A 17,503-nucleotide genomic window follows, 5' to 3' on the forward strand; every position below is an offset into this window, starting at 1 on the left:
TCCTCTCCTCCCGTTCCCCCGCGCCCTCCTGGTCCCCTCGCGCCTTTTGACGCCTCGCGTCTTGAGGCCGAGGGGATCTCTTTTTGCAGGGTTTAAAAAAGGGAGCGCGCCGATCAGGCGCCAGGCTGTCATTCCCGACGCGCGACGCGCGAGCGGGAATCCAGGGGCGACATCAAACACGCTCGTTGTGACTCTGGATTCCCGGTCGGACCTGCGGTCCGCCGGGAATGACACTGAAACATTCGCGATCCAGCGCAAAGGTCTTGTCTCGCTCAATGAGCCCATCTGTCATTCCCGACGCGCGAAGCGCGAGCGGGAATCCGAGGGCGACATCAAACATGCTTGTTGTGACTCTGGATTCCCGATCAGGCCTTCGGCCTGTCGGGAATGACAGACCGACGATCAGTTGTTGAGGTCGAAATAGAGGTCTCGCCAAGAAGGATTGAGCGTCTGATCAGTTCGAGTTTCCAGCGCCGCTCCCACTTCTTGAGCTGTTTTTCTCGCGCGATGGCTTCGTTCACATCGCCATAGGTTTCGTACCATACGAGCATGTGGACGCTGTATCGCGATGTGAAGCCGGGAACCTGTTTGGTTTTGTGCTCGTGAATGCGCCGGGCCAGATCATTGGTCACGCCGATGTAAAGAGTGCCGTTTCGCCGACTCGCGAGCATGTAGACGAAGTAGGTTTTCTCCATATTCGCGGGCTTCCAACGGGTTGTCATTCCCGACGCGCGAAGCGCGATCGGGAATCCAGGGGCACCATTCCAACAGGCTTGTTGTGACTCTGGATTCCCGGTCGGACCTGCGGTCCGCCGGGAATGACACTGAAACATTCACGATCGACACGAAAGTTCTATCTCCCTCAATGCGCCCCAGCTGTCATTCCCGACGCGCGAAGCGCGATCGGGAATCCAGAGGCGACATCCAACATGCTTGTTATGGCTCTGGATTCCCGATCAGGCCTGCGGCCTGTCGGGAATGACACGCGCCGGCATTCTGGCAAATCACACTCTCAGCAATTCAACTCGGTCGCTCACTTCCGGAGACTCGCAGATGCGAGCCAAATCCGCGCCGCCCTGCGATGAAAAGATCGCGCAGGCGAAACTCCTTTACGACTCGGGCGTCACGCCGATCGGCGAAATTCTCGAACTGCTCGGCATGAGCGTCGGTCAGTTCCGCCGCTTTCGCGAAACTCACGGCTGGCCCCTGCGCGCCTCCGCCTGCGCGCCGCGCAAGAGGACGACGGACGCGTCGGCAAAGAAGCCGCGCGACGCGCGCAGTCTGATCGCGCGGCTCGAAGAGGCGGTCGAACAGGAATTCGCCCGCGCAGAGGCGGCGCTCGCCAAACATGCGCCAAAGACCATCGAGGCGAGCGCCCGCACGCTCGCAAGTCTCGTCAAGACGCTCGCCGAGCTGAAGCGCATGCGGCGCGAGAACGAGGATAGCGGGAACGACGCCGAAGATGACAGCGATGAAGCCGCGAGCGAGCGCGGCGGCGACGCGCCGCCCCGCGAATTGGCCGAACTCCGCGCGGAGCTTGCTCGACGGCTTGAACGATTGCGCGGCGCAGGGACGGCTGAATGAGGCGCTCGAAGGTTTGAGCGCAAGAGAACTCGCGCGGCTTCTCGCTGATTGGGAATTCGTCGCGCGGCGCGATCAATGGCCGCCGCCGCTTGCCGCCAATAACGCGCCGTGGCGCACATGGCTCATCTTGGGCGGGCGCGGCGCGGGCAAAACGCGCGCCGGCGCCGAATGGGTGAAGGCGCTGGCGCTCGGCCGCGCGCAATTCTCAATGCGCCCGCTCGGCCGCATCGCGCTCGTCGGCGAGACCGCGGCGGACGTGCGCGAAGTGATGGTCGAAGGCGTCTCGGGCCTTCTCGCCGTGCATGGGCCGCGCGAGCGGCCGCGCTGGGAGACGACACGCAGAAGGCTCGTCTGGGACACAGGCGCCGTCGCCCAGGCCTTTTCGGCCGAAGATCCGGAGAGCCTGCGCGGACCCCAGTTTCACGCCGCTTGGTGCGACGAACTCGCGAAATGGCGCTACGCCAGGGAGACATGGGACATGCTGCAATTCGGCCTGCGTCTCGGCGATTGGCCGCGTCAGCTCGTGACGACGACGCCGCGGCCCTTGCCGCTGCTGAAAGAGCTGATCGCCAATCCGGCGAGCGTCGTGACGCGCGCCGTAACGCGCGAGAACGCCGCCAATCTTGCGCCGTCGTTTCTGGAAAGCGTCGTCGCGCAATATGCCGGCACGCGGTTGGGCCGTCAGGAACTCGACGGCGAGATTCTCGACGAGCGCAAGGATGCGCTGTGGACGCGCGACATGCTGGAGGGCGCCCGCGTGCACGAGGCGCCGCCGTTGAGGCGCATCGTCGTCGCCGTCGATCCGCCGGCGAGCTCAGGCAAACGCGCCGACAATTGCGGCCTCGTCGCCGCGGGGATCGAAGAAGCCGGCGCGCTCTACATTCTCGCCGACGCGACATTGTCGGCGGCGCGGCCGGTGCAATGGGCGCGCGCGGCGATCGCGCTCTATCACAAGCTTTCCGCCGACGCGCTTGTCGCCGAAGTCAATCAGGGCGGCGAAATGGTGCGCGCGGTGCTGAACGAAGCCGACCTTTCCGTCCCCGTGACGATGACGCGCGCGACGCGCGGCAAATATCTGCGCGCCGCGCCGGTCGCGCAGCTTTACGAGCAGGGGCGCGTCAAACATGTCGGCGCCTTTCCGGCGCTCGAAGACGAAATGTGCGACTTCGCCGCCGACGGACTGTCGTCCGGCCGCAGTCCCGATCGGCTCGACGCACTGGTCTGGGCGATCACGGCGCTGGCGTTGACGCCGAAAGCGCCCGAGCCGCGCATGCGAAGAGTGTGAGCGGATTCATCGCCTCGTTTCACTCGGATAAGACCCCCTGCCCCTCATCTCACTTCTTCCCGCAAGCGGGGAGAAGGGATGACAACGCTGCGCCCGGGCGACAAAGCGGCCGCGCGACTTTTTCGCGAAACGCCTGACGTCTCCTCTCCCCGCTTGCGGGGAGAGGTACGGTGAGGGGCTCAGGGGTTTAGCGCCACGAGACGCATTCCTTTCAAAGGACGTTCGATGCCCTCTCTGCTCTCGCGTCTCATCGGCGCGGTCGCGCCGGCGCGCGAAATCAAAACTTCGCGCGCGGCGAAGCTTCTCGCCATGCATGCGCTCGGACAGCCGCATTGGAGCGCGCGCAACTCAACGGTGCTGACGCGCGAAGGCTATGAGCGCAACGCGGTCTGTCATCGCTGCGTGCGCATGGTGGCGGAGGCCGCCGCGTCAGTTCCGTGGCTCGTCTATGAGGGCCGCGAGGAGGCGATCGACCATCCGCTGATCTCTCTCATCGAGCGCCCCAATCCGCTCGACACCAGCGCCTCCTTCATCGAGACGATCTGCGCCAATCTGCTGCTTTACGGCAACGCCTATGTCGAATCGGTTCTGATCGACGAGGAGCTGCGCGAACTTTATGCGCTGCGGCCCGACCGCATGAGCATCGAGGCGGGGCGCAACGGCTGGCCGGCGGCCTTCATCTATCGCGCGCTGGTCATATACCGGGATTCTAAGGCGGAGAAAGGCTACAGAGTGCTAACCGCATTTCCGATAAACCCGCGATCGCGCAACTAGTCGAACGAAGGACATTGCGATGATTGTTCCTCAATCATTCTGGAATATGTGCGTTTGGTTCGACCGAGAATTGGAAGAGCACATCCCGGAAGGCTCAGACGACATCGATTACGCGATCAGCCATATTGATCAGCAGCAAAAGCAAGAAGTCAGAGATTTCCTCGGCAAGGCATTGACAAGCGACCTAAGCGACGAGGAACTGGAAGACATCTGGTTTCGTGGCGGCGCACTCGTTGGCTTTGTCGATCGACGACACTACCGAGTCTATCTTGAAGAGATATGGCGAAGGCTGAAAGCTGAGGACTCTTCGTAAGGAAAGCTCTGTCGCTTTCGCCAAAGGACATGGATTTTACCGAGTCGAAGGCGGGCGCGGCGCGCGAGATCGCGCTCGCCTTCGGCGCGCCGCCGCTGCTGCTGGGCCTGCCGGGCGACAACACGTTCAGCGATTACGCCGAGACCAATGCGCCTTCTGACGCCAGACAGTGCTGCCGCTCGTCGCGCGCCCGCAGAAGAGTTTTCAGGCCTGGCTGCAGCCGGGCTTCGGACCTTTCCGCCTCGACTATGCACCGACCGCCTCGAAGCGCTGGCGACATTCTTCTTGCAGTTTTGGGTTCCCCGATCGTGCGCAAAGCGCGCGTCGGGAATGACACGTCGCGAGCTGGGAATCGAACGCGCCCATGTCCGACATTCTGAACGCCATCTTGGAGCGCGGCGATCTCGCGCATCTCGCGCTGTTTCTCTGGGCCTGCGCCGCGACCGCGCAAGCTTATCTCGCCTTGCGCGAACTCAGCGAAGCGACGCGGCGTCTCGACGCCTTCGTGCGCGAACTCGCGCGTTTCAACCGACGCTGCAGGAGCGATTCATGAACAAGCAAAATTGGCTGCTGCATTTCGCCAGGCGTCAGCGCGTGCGCAACGCGCGGCAACACGAAGACCCGGCCGCCGTGTTCAAGACCTTCGTTCAGCTGCTGGCGAAATTACGGGCCGAGGCGCGTGCGGCGAGCCATGCGCCGATCAACGCCCAGGCGGAGAAGAGCTGATGGCGGCGCTGCGAAGAACCGGCGGGCCGAAAGTGAAGCGTGCCGAACTGCCGCTGCTGCAGGCGAATGACGCCGGGGCATTCTCGGGCTACGCGAGCCTGTTTGGCGTCGTCGATTCCGGCGGCGACATGGTGATGGCCGGCGCCTTCGCGCGTTCGCTGATCAAGCGCGGCGCGTCGGGCGTCAAAATGCTGTGGCAGCATCAGGCGGCCGAGCCGATCGGGCTTTGGACCACGATCGTCGAAGACGCGCGCGGGCTCAAAGTCGAAGGCCGGCTAGATCTTTCCGTAGCGCGGGCGCGCGAGGCGCTGTCGCTGATGCGCAAGGGCGTGATCGACGGGCTTTCCATCGGCTTTCGCACGCTGCGCGCCACGACGGAAAAATCGAGCGGCGTGCGGCGGCTCCATGAGATCGACCTCTGGGAAATCTCCATCGTGACTTTTCCGATGCTGCCGCAGGCGCGCATCGGGGTTGTAAAACAAAATCGCTGTCCGGCGCCGAGCTACGAAGCGCTCGGCGCGAAGCTCTCGCGCCTGAAAGCGCAGCGCGCCGCGCTCGAATTTGCGCATGCCCTGCGGCGTATGTCCGCGAACATCTGAACGGCGCCGGCCAATTCTATCAGCGCCATCGCCGTCGGGCGCAAGCGACTTTGAAGACGGCGCTCCCTGACGCGCGAATTTATCCCGCCGGCCTGAGCCGCGCGGGCTTTTTGTCACCCGCATCAACACGAGGCTCTTGCACATGTCAGCAGTTGAAACGAAATCCGCCGGCGACGACATTCTCGTAGATCTCAATCGCGCCTTCAGCGCGTTCAAGGAGGCGAACGACGAACGTCTGACGCAGCTCGAGAGTCGCCTGGGCGCCGATGTCGTGACCGAGGAGAAGCTTTTGCGCATCGATCAGGCGCTCGACGACACGAAGAGCCGGCTTGACCGCCTGGCGCTCGAAATGTCTCGCCCACGCATCGGCGGCAAACCCTTCGACGACCAGAGCGGCCGCGAACACAAGAGCGCCTTCAATCATTACATGCGCTCGGGCGAAGCGAGCGGCCTCAAGGCGCTCGAAGCCAAGGCGCTATCGCGCGGCTCTGGCCCCGACGGCGGCTATCTCGTGCCGCTGCCGACGGAGCGCGAGGTGCTGCGACGACTGGCGAAATTCTCGCCCATTCGCGCCATTTCCAGCGTGCGCGAAATCTCCGGCGCCTCGCTGCGCCGCGCCTTCTCCACGACGGGACCTGCGGCAGGCTGGGTCGCCGAAGCCGATCCGCGTCCGCAGACCAATAATCAGCAGCTCGCCGACATGACCTTCCCGGCGATGGAGCTCTACGCCATGCCGGCGGCGACTCAGGCGCTGCTCGACGACGCCGTCGTCGACATCGAACAATGGATCGCCGAGGAAGTGCAGACCGCCTTCGCCGAACAGGAAGGCGCAGCCTTCGTCAGCGGCGACGGCGTGAACAAGCCAAAAGGCTTCCTCTCCTACACGACGGTCGCCGACGCGAGTTGGAGCTGGGGCAATATCGGCCATGTGCTGACCGGCGCCGCCGGCGCATTCGCGGCGACGGACCCCTCCGACGCGCTCGTCAATCTGGTTTATGCGCTGCGCGCAGGTTTTCGACAGAATGGCAAATTTGTCATGGGCCGCCGCGCGCAATCGCTCGTGCGCCTGTTCAAGATGACGACGGGCGATTATATCTGGGCGCCGCCCGCGACCGCCGACGGCGCCGCCTCGCTGATGAACTTCCCCGTCGTCGAAGCCGAGGACATGCCCGACCCTGCCGCGGGTTCGCTCTCGATCGCCTTCGGCGATTTCGAGCGCGGCTATGTGGTCGTCGATCGCGTCGGCATCCGAGTGCTGCGCGACCCCTATTCCGCCAAGCCCTATGTGCTCTTCTACACGACGAAGCGCGTCGGCGGCGGCGTGCAGAATTTCGAAGCGATCAAGCTGTTGAAATTCGCGGCGTCCTAATCTCGCCGCCTCAAGGCCGCGACGTAAGCGCACGGCCTTCTCTCTCCACGACAGGAAGCGCGATGCGACCGATGCTCATCGGCGCGCCGGCGATCGAGCCCGTCTCGCTCGCCGACGCAAAATCATGGCTGCGCGAAGACGGCGCGCAGGAAGACGAACTCATCCAGGCGCTGATCGTCGCCGCGCGCATGACGCTCGAGGCCTTTACGCGGCGCTTCTTCGTGACGCAGAGCTGGCGTCTCGCGTTCGACTGCTGGCCTGCTTCGGTTGCTTCCGGCGCGATGCTCCACATTCCTTTCGCGCCATTTCAGTCGGTCACGGCGATTCGCGTCTTTGACTCGAGCGACGTCGCGCAGACGCTCTCGGCCGCGACCTATCGCGCGCCCGGATCGACGGAAGGCGGCCGGGTCATCTTCGCTCCGGCGCCGCCGCCGCCGGGACGCGCGACGGATGGCATCGAAGTCGACTTCAGCGTCGGCTATGGCGCGCTCGCGAGCGACGTTCCGCGGCCGCTGCGCCAGGCCATTCTGACGCTCGTGGCGCATTGGCGCGAACATCGCGGGGATGGCGCCGACGACGCTTTGCCAAAGGCGGTCGCACAGCTCGCCGCGCCATTTCGCCGGGGGCGGCTGCTGTGAACGCTCTTTCGCTGATCGGCGAACTGCGCCATCGCGTTACGCTGGAGGCTCCGGTCGACGCACCCGACGGCGCCGGCGGATTTGCGCGCAGCTTCACGCCGATCGCAAATCTCTGGGCGCGCATCGCGCCATCTGGCGCGCGCGAGGACTTTGTCGAGCAGCGCGCCGAACAGGCCACGAGCCATGTCGTGACGATCCGCTGGCGCGACGACGTGACGAAGGACATGCGCTTCGTTCATCGCGGCCGAAAGCTTCGCATCCAATCGGCTTTCGATCCCCACGAGCGGCGACGATTCCTCGTCTGTCAATGCGAAGAGATCTCTTGAAGGATCGGCCATGAGCGCTTCACCAATCCTCGCGCTGCGCAAGGCGATTCGCGCCTATCTGCTTGCGGATGCAGGCTTCGCTGCGGCGCTCGGCGAGAAGCTTTACGACGAAGCGCCGCGCGGGGCCGAACCCCCCTATGCGCTATTCGCCGACGCACAGCTGCGCGACTGGTCCGCTGATCTCTCGCAGGGCGCGGAGCAATTCCTCACCATCGGCGTCACGTCGACAGTTCGAGGGCTCTCCGAAGCGCTCGAACTGTCGCAGCGCATCGCCGATCTTCTCGACGAGGCGCCGCTCATTCTGCAGGACCATCGGCTTATCGATCTGCGGTTCCTCTCGATGGAAACGCGGCGCGATCAGAACGGGCGTGTCGCGCGGGTCAATCTGCGCTTTCGCGCGACGACCGAATATCTTTAACGGAGACTGATATGGCCGCCCAGAAAGGCAAGGATCTGCTGTTGAAAGTCCATGACGGCGCGGGTTTTGTCACGGTCGGCGGACTGCGCACGCGCCGCCTGGCGCTCAACGCCGACACCGTCGATGTGACAGACGCCGAGTCGAGCGGGCGCTGGCGCGAATTGCTTGACGGCGGGGGACTGAAGCGCGCGAGCGTATCGGGAACAGGCGTGTTCAAGGATCAGTCGTCCGACGCACTTTTGCGGCAGACATTTTTCGACGGGCTGCTGCGCGAATGGCAGATCGTCATCCCAGATTTCGGCGTTCTCTCCGGTCTCTTCCAGATCGCCAATCTCGACTATCGGGGCGAATATGCCGCGGAAGTCACGTTCGACCTTTCGCTGGAATCGGCGGGCGCGCTGGCCTTCGCGGCGCTGTGAGTTCTGAACGGCTCAACTGTCATTCCAGACGCGCGAAGCGCGACGGGGATCCAGGGGCAAAATCAAACATGCTTGTTGCGACTCTGGATTCCCGGTCAGGCCTGCGGCCTGCCGGGAATGACAATTCAGGATCGATCGGCGCATTTCATATGAGGACGGAATGGCCAACGCAAAGCGCGGGGAAATCGATGCGACGCTCGACGGCAAGACCTACAGGCTCTGCCTGACGCTCGGCGCGCTCGCCGAACTCGAAAGCGGCTTCGGCGCAAGCGATCTCGTCGCGCTCGCCAGCCGCTTCGAGGAACGACGGCTTTCCGCGCGCGACATCCTGCGCATCATCGGCTGCGGACTGCGGGGCGCGGGACACGACGTCAGCGACGACGAGGTGGCTGGAATGAAAGTTTCGGGGGGTCTTGCGGACTATGTGCGCATCGCGGCCGATCTCCTCGCCGCGACCTTCGGCGATCCGCCGGAGCAGAGCGCGAGCGCAAACCCTCCGACGCCGCAGGACGCCTAACGCAAACGAATGAGACGGCGCGCGATTCCTCCCCTCGCGCGCCCTTTCCCTTCGCGCGGGCCATGACCTTCGGGCTCGGCGTCCTGCGGCTCTCATCGCGCGACTTCTGGTCGATGACGCCGCGCGAACTCTTCTGCGCGGTCGAAGGCGTCTATGGCGCTACGCCTGACGCGCCGCCGCGCGCGGCGCTTGAAGAATTGATGCGCCGCTTTCCCGATTCCGGAGAATCTACATGACCACGCGTTTTGATTCTTATCCAGACCCGTTCAACGAAGCGGGCGCCAACGAGCGCTTCGCGACGCCTGACTTGCACACGACGAAACTGTTGCTCGATCAGATCAACGTCTCCGCCGGAAACGTCGCGAAGACGCTGCAACTGGGCTTCGGCTCCGCGGCGGCGAGCGGCCGAAACTTTAATGACGTGCTCTCGACGATCACGCAGTCGCTGGCGCGCATGGCTCTGCGCACGGGAACCAAGGCGCTCGCTGAAGGATTAGTCAGCGGTTTGAGCGGCGCGCTCTCCGGCGCCTTTGGCGGCGCCGGAACTGTCGCCCCCTTCGCTCAAGGCGGCGTGGTTGCGAGTCCAACCTATTTCGCGAGCGGCGGCGCGATGGGCCTGATGGGCGAGCGCGGCGCCGAAGCGATCATGCCGCTTGCGCGTGGCCCCGACGGCCGGCTTGGCGTCGTCGCGCAGGGCGCCGCGGCGCGTCCGGTGTCGGTCACCGTCAACATCGCTGCGCAGGACGTCGAAAGCTTCCGGCGATCCGAAGCGCAGATTACGAGCGCGCTCGCCCGCACGGTGGCGCGCGGCCAGCGCAATCTCTAAGCGGTCACGGCCAGCATGAGCGACTTTCACGAGATTCGCTTCCCGCTCAACGTGTCGCTGGACGGGCGCGGCGGTCCGGAGCGGCGCACGGAGATCGTGACGCTCGGCTCCAATCGCGAGTCGCGCAACGCCCGCTGGGCGCATTCGCGGCGCCGCTATGAAGCGGGCTATGGCGTGAAAAGTCTCGCTCAGCTTTCGCAGATCATCGAGTTTTTTGAGGAGCGGCGCGGCAGGCTCTACGGCTTTCGCTGGCGCGATCGCGCCGACTTCGCCTCCTGCGCGCCGGGCGCGACGCCGAGTCCGATGGATCAGACGCTTGGCGCGGGCGATGGCGTGCGCGCCGCATTCCAACTCGTGAAAACTTACGGCGGCGCCTTTTCTCCCTATACGCGCGAGATTGCAAAGCCCGTCGCGGGAACGGTGCGCGTCGCGATCGACGGCGTCGAAAAGACTGCGCCGGATGTGAGCGTCGACTCCGCGACGGGAGTCGTGACTTTCGCGCCGGGCGCCATTCCTTCGGAAGGCGCCGTCGTCACCGCCGGCTTTCTGTTCGACGTGCCGACGCGGTTCGATACGGATTTTCTCGAAATCGACATGCAAGCCTTCGAGGCCGGCGCCATCCCGAGCATTCCCATCATCGAAATCGTGCCCTAGCCCTTCCCGCGTTGCTTACTCGCACGACGCGGAAAGGAATCAACGGACTGGAATTCATCCATGCTGTCGCTCTCTCCTTCGATGCAGGCAAAGCTCGATCAGCGCGCCACGACCTTCTGCCATTGCTGGCGCGTGTCGCGTGGCGACGCCACCGTGATGGGCTTCACCGATCACGATCGCGACCTGAGCTTCAACGACGTCGCCTTTCGCGCCAACACCGGCCTCTCTGCTTCGCAGCTCGAAGCGAACGTCGGCTTTGCGCCCGGAACGGGCGAAGCCGCCGGCGCCTTGAGCGACGAGAGTCTCACCGAGACCGATCTGTCGAACGGGCTTTATGATGGAGCGTCCGTCGAGACATGGCTTGTGGACTGGAGCGACGTAGCTGACAGAGTTTTGTTGGATATCGCCACGATCGGAGAAGTTCGGCGCGGCGAAACGGCCTTCTCCGCGGAGCTGCGCTCAAGCGCGCATGTCTTCGATCAGCAGCAGGGCCGCGCCTTCCAGCGCAGCTGCTCGGCCGATCTCGGCGACGCGCGCTGCGGCCTCGATCTCATGGCGCCCGACCTCCACGCGACGGGCGTCATAGTTGGCTTTGCCGGCGGCGTAATCGACGTCGATCTTTCGGAAAGTTTCGACAGCGGCTTTTTCGCTGGCGGCGCGCTGACTTTCACCAGCGGCGCGAATGAGAACGCGCGCTTCGCGATCAAATCGCATCGGCAGGTAAATTTGCGCGCGATCGTCACGACGTGGACGCCGCCGGGCGGCGCCATTTCCTCCGGCGACGCCGTTCTGATGACGGCCGGATGCGACAAGTCGCCGACGACCTGTCGCATGAAATTCGGCAATATCGCCAACTTTCGCGGGTTCCCGCACATGCCGGGCAATGATCGCGTCATCGCCTATCCGAGCGCGCTCGCGCCAGCCATGGACGGCGGAAGCTTCTTTCGATGACTCGCGCGGACATTGTCGCAGCGGCCCGGCGCTGGATCGGCACGCCTTACGCGCCAGGCCTCGCTCATTCATGTCGGCTGCGACTGTCTCGGTCTGGTGCGCGGCGTCTGGCGCGAAGTCGTCGGCGATGAGCCTGAAGCGGCGCCGCCCTACACGCCGGATTGGTCGGAAGCCTTGGGGGCGGAGACACTGCTCGACGCGGCGCATCGGCATTTCCGTTCACTCCCTTTGAGTGACTTTCGCGAAGGCGATCTGCTTCTGTTTCGCTTTCGCGAGCATCTGCCGGCGAAACATCTCGGCGTCGCGACATCGACGACCCACATGGTTCACGCGCACGCCGGCGCCTGCGTCGCAGAAGTCGCGATCGGACCGCACTGGCGCAGGAAGCTCGTCGCCGCCTTCGCCTTTCCGGGTGTAGCTGATTGAATGCTTCCAATTTGTCATTCCCGACAGACCGAAGGTCTGATCGGGAATCCAGAGTCCCACAGCAAGTCCTTCAACTTTTCTGGATTCCAGATCGCGCTACGCGCGTCGGGAATGACAGCCCACGATTCCGTAAGGGACTCTGATGGCCACTCTTGTTCTGCAGACGATCGGCTCCGTCGCCGGCGGCGCCATCGGCGGGCCTGTGGGCTCCTCCATCGGCCGGCTGCTCGGCGGGTTCGGCGGCTCCTTCGTCGACGCCGCGCTTCAGCCGCACGCATCGCCGCGCTATTCCGTCGGCCCGCGCCTCAAATCCATGGATGGGATCACCTCGACGGAAGGCGCCGGCGTTCCGCGCATCTATGGTCGGGCACGCATCGGCGGCCAGATGATCTGGGCGACGAGATTCCTCGAACGCGTCAACGTCTCTTTCGAGCAGAACCAGCGCCAGGGCAAAGGCGGCGGGGGCGGCGGACAGAACATTCGCTTCAATTATTCCTACTCGGCGAATTTCGCGATCGGCCTTTGCGAAGGGCCCGTCGCCTTCGTGCGGCGCATCTGGGCCGACGGCTCCGAACTCGACATGACGACGCTGCCGATCCGCATCTATCTTGGAACAGAAGACCAGGAGCCCGAACCGCTGATCGTGGCAAAAGAGGGAGCGGAGAACGCGCCCGCCTATCGCGGCCTCGTCTATATCGTGTTCGAAGATCTGGCGCTCGCGCCCTTCGGCAATCGCATTCCGCAGTTCACCTTCGAGGTGGTGAAGCCCGTCGAAGGCGTCGGCGCGATGATCCGGGCCGTCGATCTCATTCCGGGAGCGACGGAAGCAGGCTATCACCCTGCCCTCAAGCTGAATTTCTACTCGCCGGGCGCGACGGCGGCGGAAAACCGCCACCAGCTCACGGCGGCGACGGACTGGGCCGCGTCGATCGACGCGCTGCAGGCGCTCTGCCCCAACCTCGAGAGCGTCGCGCTGGTGGTCGCCTGGTTCGGCGACGACCTTCGCGCCGAACATTGCACGATCGCGCCGCGCGTCGACGCGACGTTCAAGACGATCGGGCAGTTCAACTTCATTGTCGGCGGTTTCTGGCCGCCGGATTGGTCGGTCGCGGGGCTCACGCGTTCGACCGCGCGGCTCGTGTCGCAGATCGAGGGACGTTCGGCCTATGGCGGCACGCCGAGCGACGCTTCCGTGGTCGCCGCGATCGCCGACCTGACGGCGCGCGGCCTTGCCGTGACCTTCTATCCTTTCGTGATGATGGACGTGCCGCCGGACAATTCACTGCCTGATCCTTACACTGGAGAGATCGGGCAGCCGGCGTTTCCCTGGCGTGGCCGCATCACATGCGATCCCGCGCCAGGGCGGGAAGGTTCGCCCGATGCGACCGCGACGGCGGCGGCCCAGCTCGACGCTTTTTTCGCACGATACCGCGCCTTCATTCTGCATTACGCCAATCTTTGCGTCGCGGCGGGCGGCGTCGACGCCTTTCTCGTCGGCTCCGAGTTGATCGGACTGACGCGCGTGCGCTCCGCACCAGGCGACTATCCGGCGGTTGGGGGGCTGACCACGCTCGCGGAGGACGCAAAGGCGATCCTCGGCGCGCAAACGAAGGTCTCTTACGCCGCCGACTGGACCGAATATGGCGCGCATGTTCCGGCAATCGGAGAAGTGCGGTTTCCGCTCGATCCGCTCTGGGCGTCGAGCGCCGTCGATTTCGTCGGCGTCGACGTCTATTGGCCGCTCTCAGACTGGCGCGACGGCGACGCGCATCTCGACGCGCAGGAAGCCGCGAGCATCTATGATCTCGCCTTTCTCACATCGCGCGTCGTCTTGGGCGAGGCCTATGATTGGCACTATGCCGACGCAGAAGCGCGCGCCGCGCAGAATCGCACGCCGATCAGCGACGGACTCGGCAAGCCCTGGGTCTTTCGCCAGAAGGACATTCTCTCATGGTGGTCGCAGCCGCATTACGAACGTCTCGGCGGCGCGGAGCTTGCGGCGCCGACGGCATGGGTTCCGCAGTCGAAGCCGGTCTGGATCGTCGAGACGGGATGCCCCGCCGTCGACCGCGGCGCCAATGCGCCGAATGTCTTTCCGGACCCGCGTTCGAGCGAAGGCGGGCTGCCCTATTTCTCGCGCAACGGCCGCGACGATCTCATGCAGGCGCGCTTCATCGAAGCGATGATCGCGCATTTCGATCCGGCGTCGCCCGGCGGCGCCGCGCGCAATCCAACGTCGAGCGTCTATGACGGACCAATGGTCGATCCGGCGCGGCTGCACATCTGGTGCTGGGACGCTCGCCCCTTTCTGGCCTTTCCGACGCAGTCCGACGCATGGAGCGACGCCGCCAATTGGGAGACCGGCCATTGGCTGAACGGCCGCCTCGAAGGCGCGCCCCTCGACCGCCTGCTGCCGGCGCTCGCTGCCGCCGTTTACGCGCCTGACATCGCCGCGCAGCGGCCAGACCTCAGCGGCTTTCTCGACGGCTATGTGCTGGAGCGGCCGATGTCGCCGCGCGAGGCGATCGATCTGCTCGCCGCGCTCTTTGGCTTCGACGCGGTTGCGAGCGGCGGCGCCTTACGCTTCGTCGACAGGCGCGGAAAGTCGGTGCGCGACATTGACGAAAACGATCTCGTCGCCGACAAGACCGCATCGCTGGTGACCCTGACGCGCGCGCAGGAAAGCGAACTGCCGCAGGAGATCGCCCTCTCCTTCTGCGATTCCGAAAACGACTTTCAGATGGCGCGAGTCCTGTCCCGCAGACTCGAAGGCCGTTCGGCGCGCCAAAGCGAGGCGCAGGCGGCGGTGATGACGCATCGCGCCAATGCGCAGTGGCTTGCAGAGAGCTGGCTGCAGGATCTGTGGATTGGACGCGAAACCGCGGAATTTGCACTCCGGCCTCGGCTCATTGCTCTGCAGCCCGGAGATCTGGTGCGCCTCGGCGCGGCGGGCGGCGGTCGGCTGTTTCAAATTCAGCGGATCACTGACGGAGAAGCGCGACATATAAGCGCTCGAGCGGCGGACGCGTCCGTCTATGATGCTGCGGCGCCGCTGCTTGGTCGCGCCAACGTCGTTTCGCCGAAAATGGCCGGCCCGGCGCGGGTGGAGATACTCGATCTCGCGATCGCGCGCGGCGAAGAGGCGCTCTCCTTTGTCGCGGCCTTTGCCGATCCCTGGCCGGGGCCGCTCGCGATCTGGAAAATGGCATTTCAAGGCGGCTATGAACAGATCGCCATCATCGACAAGCGCGCGACCATCGGCGAGACGCTTGATGTATTGCCTGCCGGTCCCGTCGGGCGCTTTGACAATGGAAACAGCGTCACGGTCAGGATCGGCGCCGGGCAGCTTTCATCGGTCGGCGATCTCGCGGCGCTCGGCGGACGTTCGGCGATGGCGATTGGCGTCGACGGCGACTGGGAGATCTTCGCTTTCGCGCATGCGGAGCTGATCGGCGACAGGACCTATCGACTGTCACGGCTCATTCGCGGCCTTGGCGGCGAAGAGCATCTTGCGCGACGCGAGGCGCCGAGTGGTTCAATCGTCGTGCTGCTCAATGACGCGATCACGCCGCTTGCGCGCAAGGTCTCCGAGATCAGCGCCCCAATTACCTATCGCATTGGTCCCGCGGATCGCGACTATGCGGAGCCGATCTTCGTTCAGCCGACGGTCGCCGCGACAAACAAGGCGTTGCGCCCCTACGCGCCAACCAAGGCGCGCGCGCGGCGCACGCCGGAAGGAATCGTCATTGACTTCGTGCGGCGCGGACGTCTCGATTCCGACGCCTGGGAAGCGCTCGACATTCCGCTCGGCGAGGCGAACGAACGCTATGAAGCCGACATCTCGTTGCCGATGAGCGGAAAACGCACGCTCACCGCCGCGACAACTTTGCTTCTCTATCCAGCCGCCGAAGAACTCGCCGATTTCGGCGCGCCGCAAAGCGAACTGACGCTCACGATCTGCCAATTGAGCGCGACGGTCGGACGCGGCTTTCCCATGACGACGACTCTCACCGTCCAATAGGAAAAGCAATGACGCAAACGACGCATCTTGCGCTGCCCTTCATCGACGCGGCGCAAGCGCAAAAGCACGTCACCCATAATGAAGCTCTGGCGCTGATCGACGCGCTGGCGCAGCTTTCCGTGGCGGCGCGAAACGTTACATCGCCGCCAGCGACGCCAGCCGAGGGCGACCGCGTGCTGGTCGGCGCCGGCGCGACGGACGACTTCGCGGATAAGGTCGATCAGATCGCGACATTTCTCGCAGGCGGCTGGAGTTTCCTCGCGCCGCAAGCCGGCTGGCGCGCTTACGTCGAAGCGGAATCGCTTTTGCTGCTCTACGACGGCGCCGCCTGGGTCGACTGCGGCCTCGCTGTGCGACAGCTGCAAAATCTTGCGCTGCTGGGGGTCGGCGCGACGGCGGATGGCGCCAATCCGCTTCTCGCCAAACTTAATGCGTCCCTCTTCACCGCGAAGAGCCTCGGCGAAGGCGGCTCCGGCGATCTGCGCTTCGCGCTCAACAAGGAGAGCGCGCCGAAGACCGTGTCGCAGCTCTACCAGTCGAATTATTCCGCGCGCGCCGAAACCGGACTAACCGGCGACGATAATTTCCACGTCAAAGTGTCGCCCGACGGCTCGGCATGGAAAGAGTCGATCGTCGTCGACAGCGCCACCGGCGAAGTCGCTTTTCCGAGCGGCGGGCCGACGAAGATCCGTCTCTTTGCAGCGAGCGGAACCTACACGCCGACGCCAGGACTGCGCTTCGCCGAAGCGCTGCTCTTTGGCGCGGGCGGCGGCGGCGGCTCGGGGGCGAGAACCGCCGCGGGCGCGGCGGCGTCCGGCGGCGCCGGCGGCGGCGGGCTGGCGCGCGCGCGATTCACCGCGCCCCAGATCGGCGCCTCGAAACCTGTGACGATCGGCGCCGGCGGATCTGGCGGCGCGCCGCAGACGACGAACTCCACAAACGGCATCGTCGGCTCTCCCGGCGGCGCGACGACCTTCGGAACGCTGCTGCATGCGGGCGGCGGCGGCGGCGGCGCGGGCGGCCAGATCGGCAGCGCGTCGGGTGGCGGCGGCGCCGGCAGTCAAGCCTCGTCCGGCTTTTCCGGCTCCGGCGGAACAGGGGGCGGCGGTTCTTTCGGCGTTGGCTCGGGCGGTTCGGGCGCCGCCGGCGGTTCTGGTTCGCACTTCTTTGGCGGCAGCGGCGGCGGCGGATGCAACGCCGCGGGGTCGACGGCGGCGACCGGGGGCTCATGCTTCTACAACGGACCGTCGGGCGGCGGCGCCGGCGGCGGATTGACCTCGGCCAACGCCACGACCAACGGCGGCGCGGGCGGCATCGTTTACGTCGCGGGAACTCCCGTGGCCGGGGCGGCGGGAGTAGCCGGCGGCGCCGTCAATGGCGGCGTGGGCGGCTCTTGGCTCGCCGGCTCTGGTCCGCTTGAACAAGCGGGCGGCGGCGGGGGCGGCGGGGCCTCTAACCTCACGGCGCCTGGCGCAGGCGGCGCCGGCGGTCTCGCGGGCGGAGGCGGCGGAGGCGGAGGCGCCGTTCAGAACGGCGCGAATTCCGGCGCGGGCGGCAAGGGCGGCGACGGCTACGCCGTCATCTGCGAGTTTTTCTGATCGGCGCAACCCGCCTGCGCACTTTCACGCCCAAGCGTTCGCGAGCGCCGATGCTCGCG

Annotated in this window: 19 protein-coding genes and 3 pseudogenes; 21 read left to right on the plus strand and 1 reads right to left on the minus strand. The window is 65.2% G+C overall.

Going from position 1 to position 17,503, the window contains the following annotated elements; genetic code table 11:
* Positions 1–402: 402 nt before the first annotated feature.
* Positions 403–695 (minus strand): annotated as a pseudogene (locus AC0X69_RS07045) (GIY-YIG nuclease family protein).
* 358 nt (positions 696–1,053) lie between these two features.
* Here AC0X69_RS07045 and AC0X69_RS07050 point away from each other — a divergent pair.
* The 21 genes and pseudogenes from AC0X69_RS07050 (at position 1,054) to AC0X69_RS07150 (ending at position 17,444) form a co-directional block, all read left to right on the plus strand.
* Complete coding sequence (locus AC0X69_RS07050) at positions 1,054–1,584, plus strand: hypothetical protein (protein ID WP_482612661.1); 531 nt, start codon at positions 1,054–1,056, stop codon at positions 1,582–1,584.
* Positions 1,585–1,597: 13 nt separating this feature from the next.
* A complete protein-coding gene (locus AC0X69_RS07055; RefSeq protein ID WP_482613322.1) occupies positions 1,598–2,869 on the plus strand; it encodes a DNA-packaging protein in 1,272 nt (423 codons plus the stop codon).
* Positions 2,870–3,094: 225 nt separating this feature from the next.
* Positions 3,095–3,643, plus strand: a complete 549-nt coding sequence (locus AC0X69_RS07060; RefSeq protein WP_482612663.1) for a phage portal protein — start codon at positions 3,095–3,097, stop codon at positions 3,641–3,643.
* Between the two features lie 19 nt (positions 3,644–3,662).
* Positions 3,663–3,956 (plus strand): hypothetical protein, encoded by a 294-nt coding sequence (locus AC0X69_RS07065; RefSeq protein WP_482612665.1) that lies wholly within the window; start codon positions 3,663–3,665, stop codon positions 3,954–3,956.
* 2 nt (positions 3,957–3,958) lie between these two features.
* Positions 3,959–4,253: pseudogene (locus AC0X69_RS07070) on the plus strand (phage portal protein); the annotation flags it as partial.
* Positions 4,254–4,320: 67 nt separating this feature from the next.
* Entirely contained in the window at positions 4,321–4,509 is a 189-nt protein-coding gene (locus AC0X69_RS07075) for a hypothetical protein (protein ID WP_482612667.1), read from the plus strand.
* Positions 4,506–4,682: a histidine kinase gene (locus AC0X69_RS07080; RefSeq protein ID WP_482612669.1), complete on the plus strand. Its 177-nt coding sequence runs from the start codon at positions 4,506–4,508 to the stop codon at positions 4,680–4,682. The genes AC0X69_RS07075 and AC0X69_RS07080 overlap by 4 nt, the downstream gene beginning before the upstream one ends.
* The gene (locus AC0X69_RS07085; protein ID WP_482612671.1) at positions 4,682–5,281 is read left to right on the plus strand and encodes an HK97 family phage prohead protease; all 600 of its coding nucleotides are present in this window, start codon (positions 4,682–4,684) and stop codon (positions 5,279–5,281) included. Before AC0X69_RS07080 ends, AC0X69_RS07085 begins: the two co-directional genes overlap by 1 nt.
* A gap of 142 nt (positions 5,282–5,423) precedes the next feature.
* A complete protein-coding gene (locus tag AC0X69_RS07090) occupies positions 5,424–6,650 on the plus strand; it encodes a phage major capsid protein (protein WP_482612673.1) in 1,227 nt (408 codons plus the stop codon).
* A gap of 62 nt (positions 6,651–6,712) precedes the next feature.
* A complete protein-coding gene (locus AC0X69_RS07095) occupies positions 6,713–7,288 on the plus strand; it encodes a head-tail connector protein (RefSeq protein ID WP_482612675.1) in 576 nt (191 codons plus the stop codon).
* Complete coding sequence (locus AC0X69_RS07100) at positions 7,285–7,614, plus strand: phage head closure protein (protein WP_482612677.1); 330 nt, start codon at positions 7,285–7,287, stop codon at positions 7,612–7,614. The genes AC0X69_RS07095 and AC0X69_RS07100 overlap by 4 nt, the downstream gene beginning before the upstream one ends.
* A gap of 10 nt (positions 7,615–7,624) precedes the next feature.
* Positions 7,625–8,032: a DUF3168 domain-containing protein gene (locus tag AC0X69_RS07105; protein ID WP_482612679.1), complete on the plus strand. Its 408-nt coding sequence runs from the start codon at positions 7,625–7,627 to the stop codon at positions 8,030–8,032.
* 11 nt (positions 8,033–8,043) lie between these two features.
* Complete coding sequence (locus AC0X69_RS07110; protein WP_482612681.1) at positions 8,044–8,451, plus strand: phage major tail protein, TP901-1 family; 408 nt, start codon at positions 8,044–8,046, stop codon at positions 8,449–8,451.
* A 160-nt stretch (positions 8,452–8,611) separates the two neighbouring features.
* Entirely contained in the window at positions 8,612–8,968 is a 357-nt protein-coding gene (locus tag AC0X69_RS07115) for a gene transfer agent family protein (RefSeq protein ID WP_482612683.1), read from the plus strand.
* A 62-nt stretch (positions 8,969–9,030) separates the two neighbouring features.
* Complete coding sequence (locus AC0X69_RS07120; RefSeq protein WP_482612685.1) at positions 9,031–9,204, plus strand: rcc01693 family protein; 174 nt, start codon at positions 9,031–9,033, stop codon at positions 9,202–9,204.
* Complete coding sequence (locus tag AC0X69_RS07125; RefSeq protein WP_482612687.1) at positions 9,201–9,794, plus strand: phage tail tape measure protein; 594 nt, start codon at positions 9,201–9,203, stop codon at positions 9,792–9,794. The genes AC0X69_RS07120 and AC0X69_RS07125 overlap by 4 nt, the downstream gene beginning before the upstream one ends.
* Before the next feature lie 15 nt (positions 9,795–9,809).
* Positions 9,810–10,448: a phage distal tail protein, Rcc01695 family gene (locus AC0X69_RS07130; protein ID WP_482612689.1), complete on the plus strand. Its 639-nt coding sequence runs from the start codon at positions 9,810–9,812 to the stop codon at positions 10,446–10,448.
* 60 nt (positions 10,449–10,508) lie between these two features.
* Positions 10,509–11,399 (plus strand): phage/gene transfer agent baseplate hub protein, encoded by an 891-nt coding sequence (locus AC0X69_RS07135; protein WP_482612691.1) that lies wholly within the window; start codon positions 10,509–10,511, stop codon positions 11,397–11,399.
* Positions 11,396–11,825, plus strand: a pseudogene (locus AC0X69_RS07140) (NlpC/P60 family protein). The gene AC0X69_RS07135 and the pseudogene AC0X69_RS07140 overlap by 4 nt, the downstream one beginning before the upstream one ends.
* 142 nt (positions 11,826–11,967) lie before the next feature.
* Entirely contained in the window at positions 11,968–15,846 is a 3,879-nt protein-coding gene (locus AC0X69_RS07145; protein ID WP_482612693.1) for a baseplate multidomain protein megatron, read from the plus strand.
* An 8-nt stretch (positions 15,847–15,854) separates the two neighbouring features.
* On the plus strand, positions 15,855–17,444 hold the full coding sequence (locus tag AC0X69_RS07150; protein WP_482612695.1) for a DUF2793 domain-containing protein: 1,590 nt from the start codon (positions 15,855–15,857) through the stop codon (positions 17,442–17,444).
* The last annotated feature ends 59 nt before the right edge of the window (positions 17,445–17,503 follow it).

It is taken from the genome of Methylocystis sp. Uni0008, from assembly GCF_056838045.1.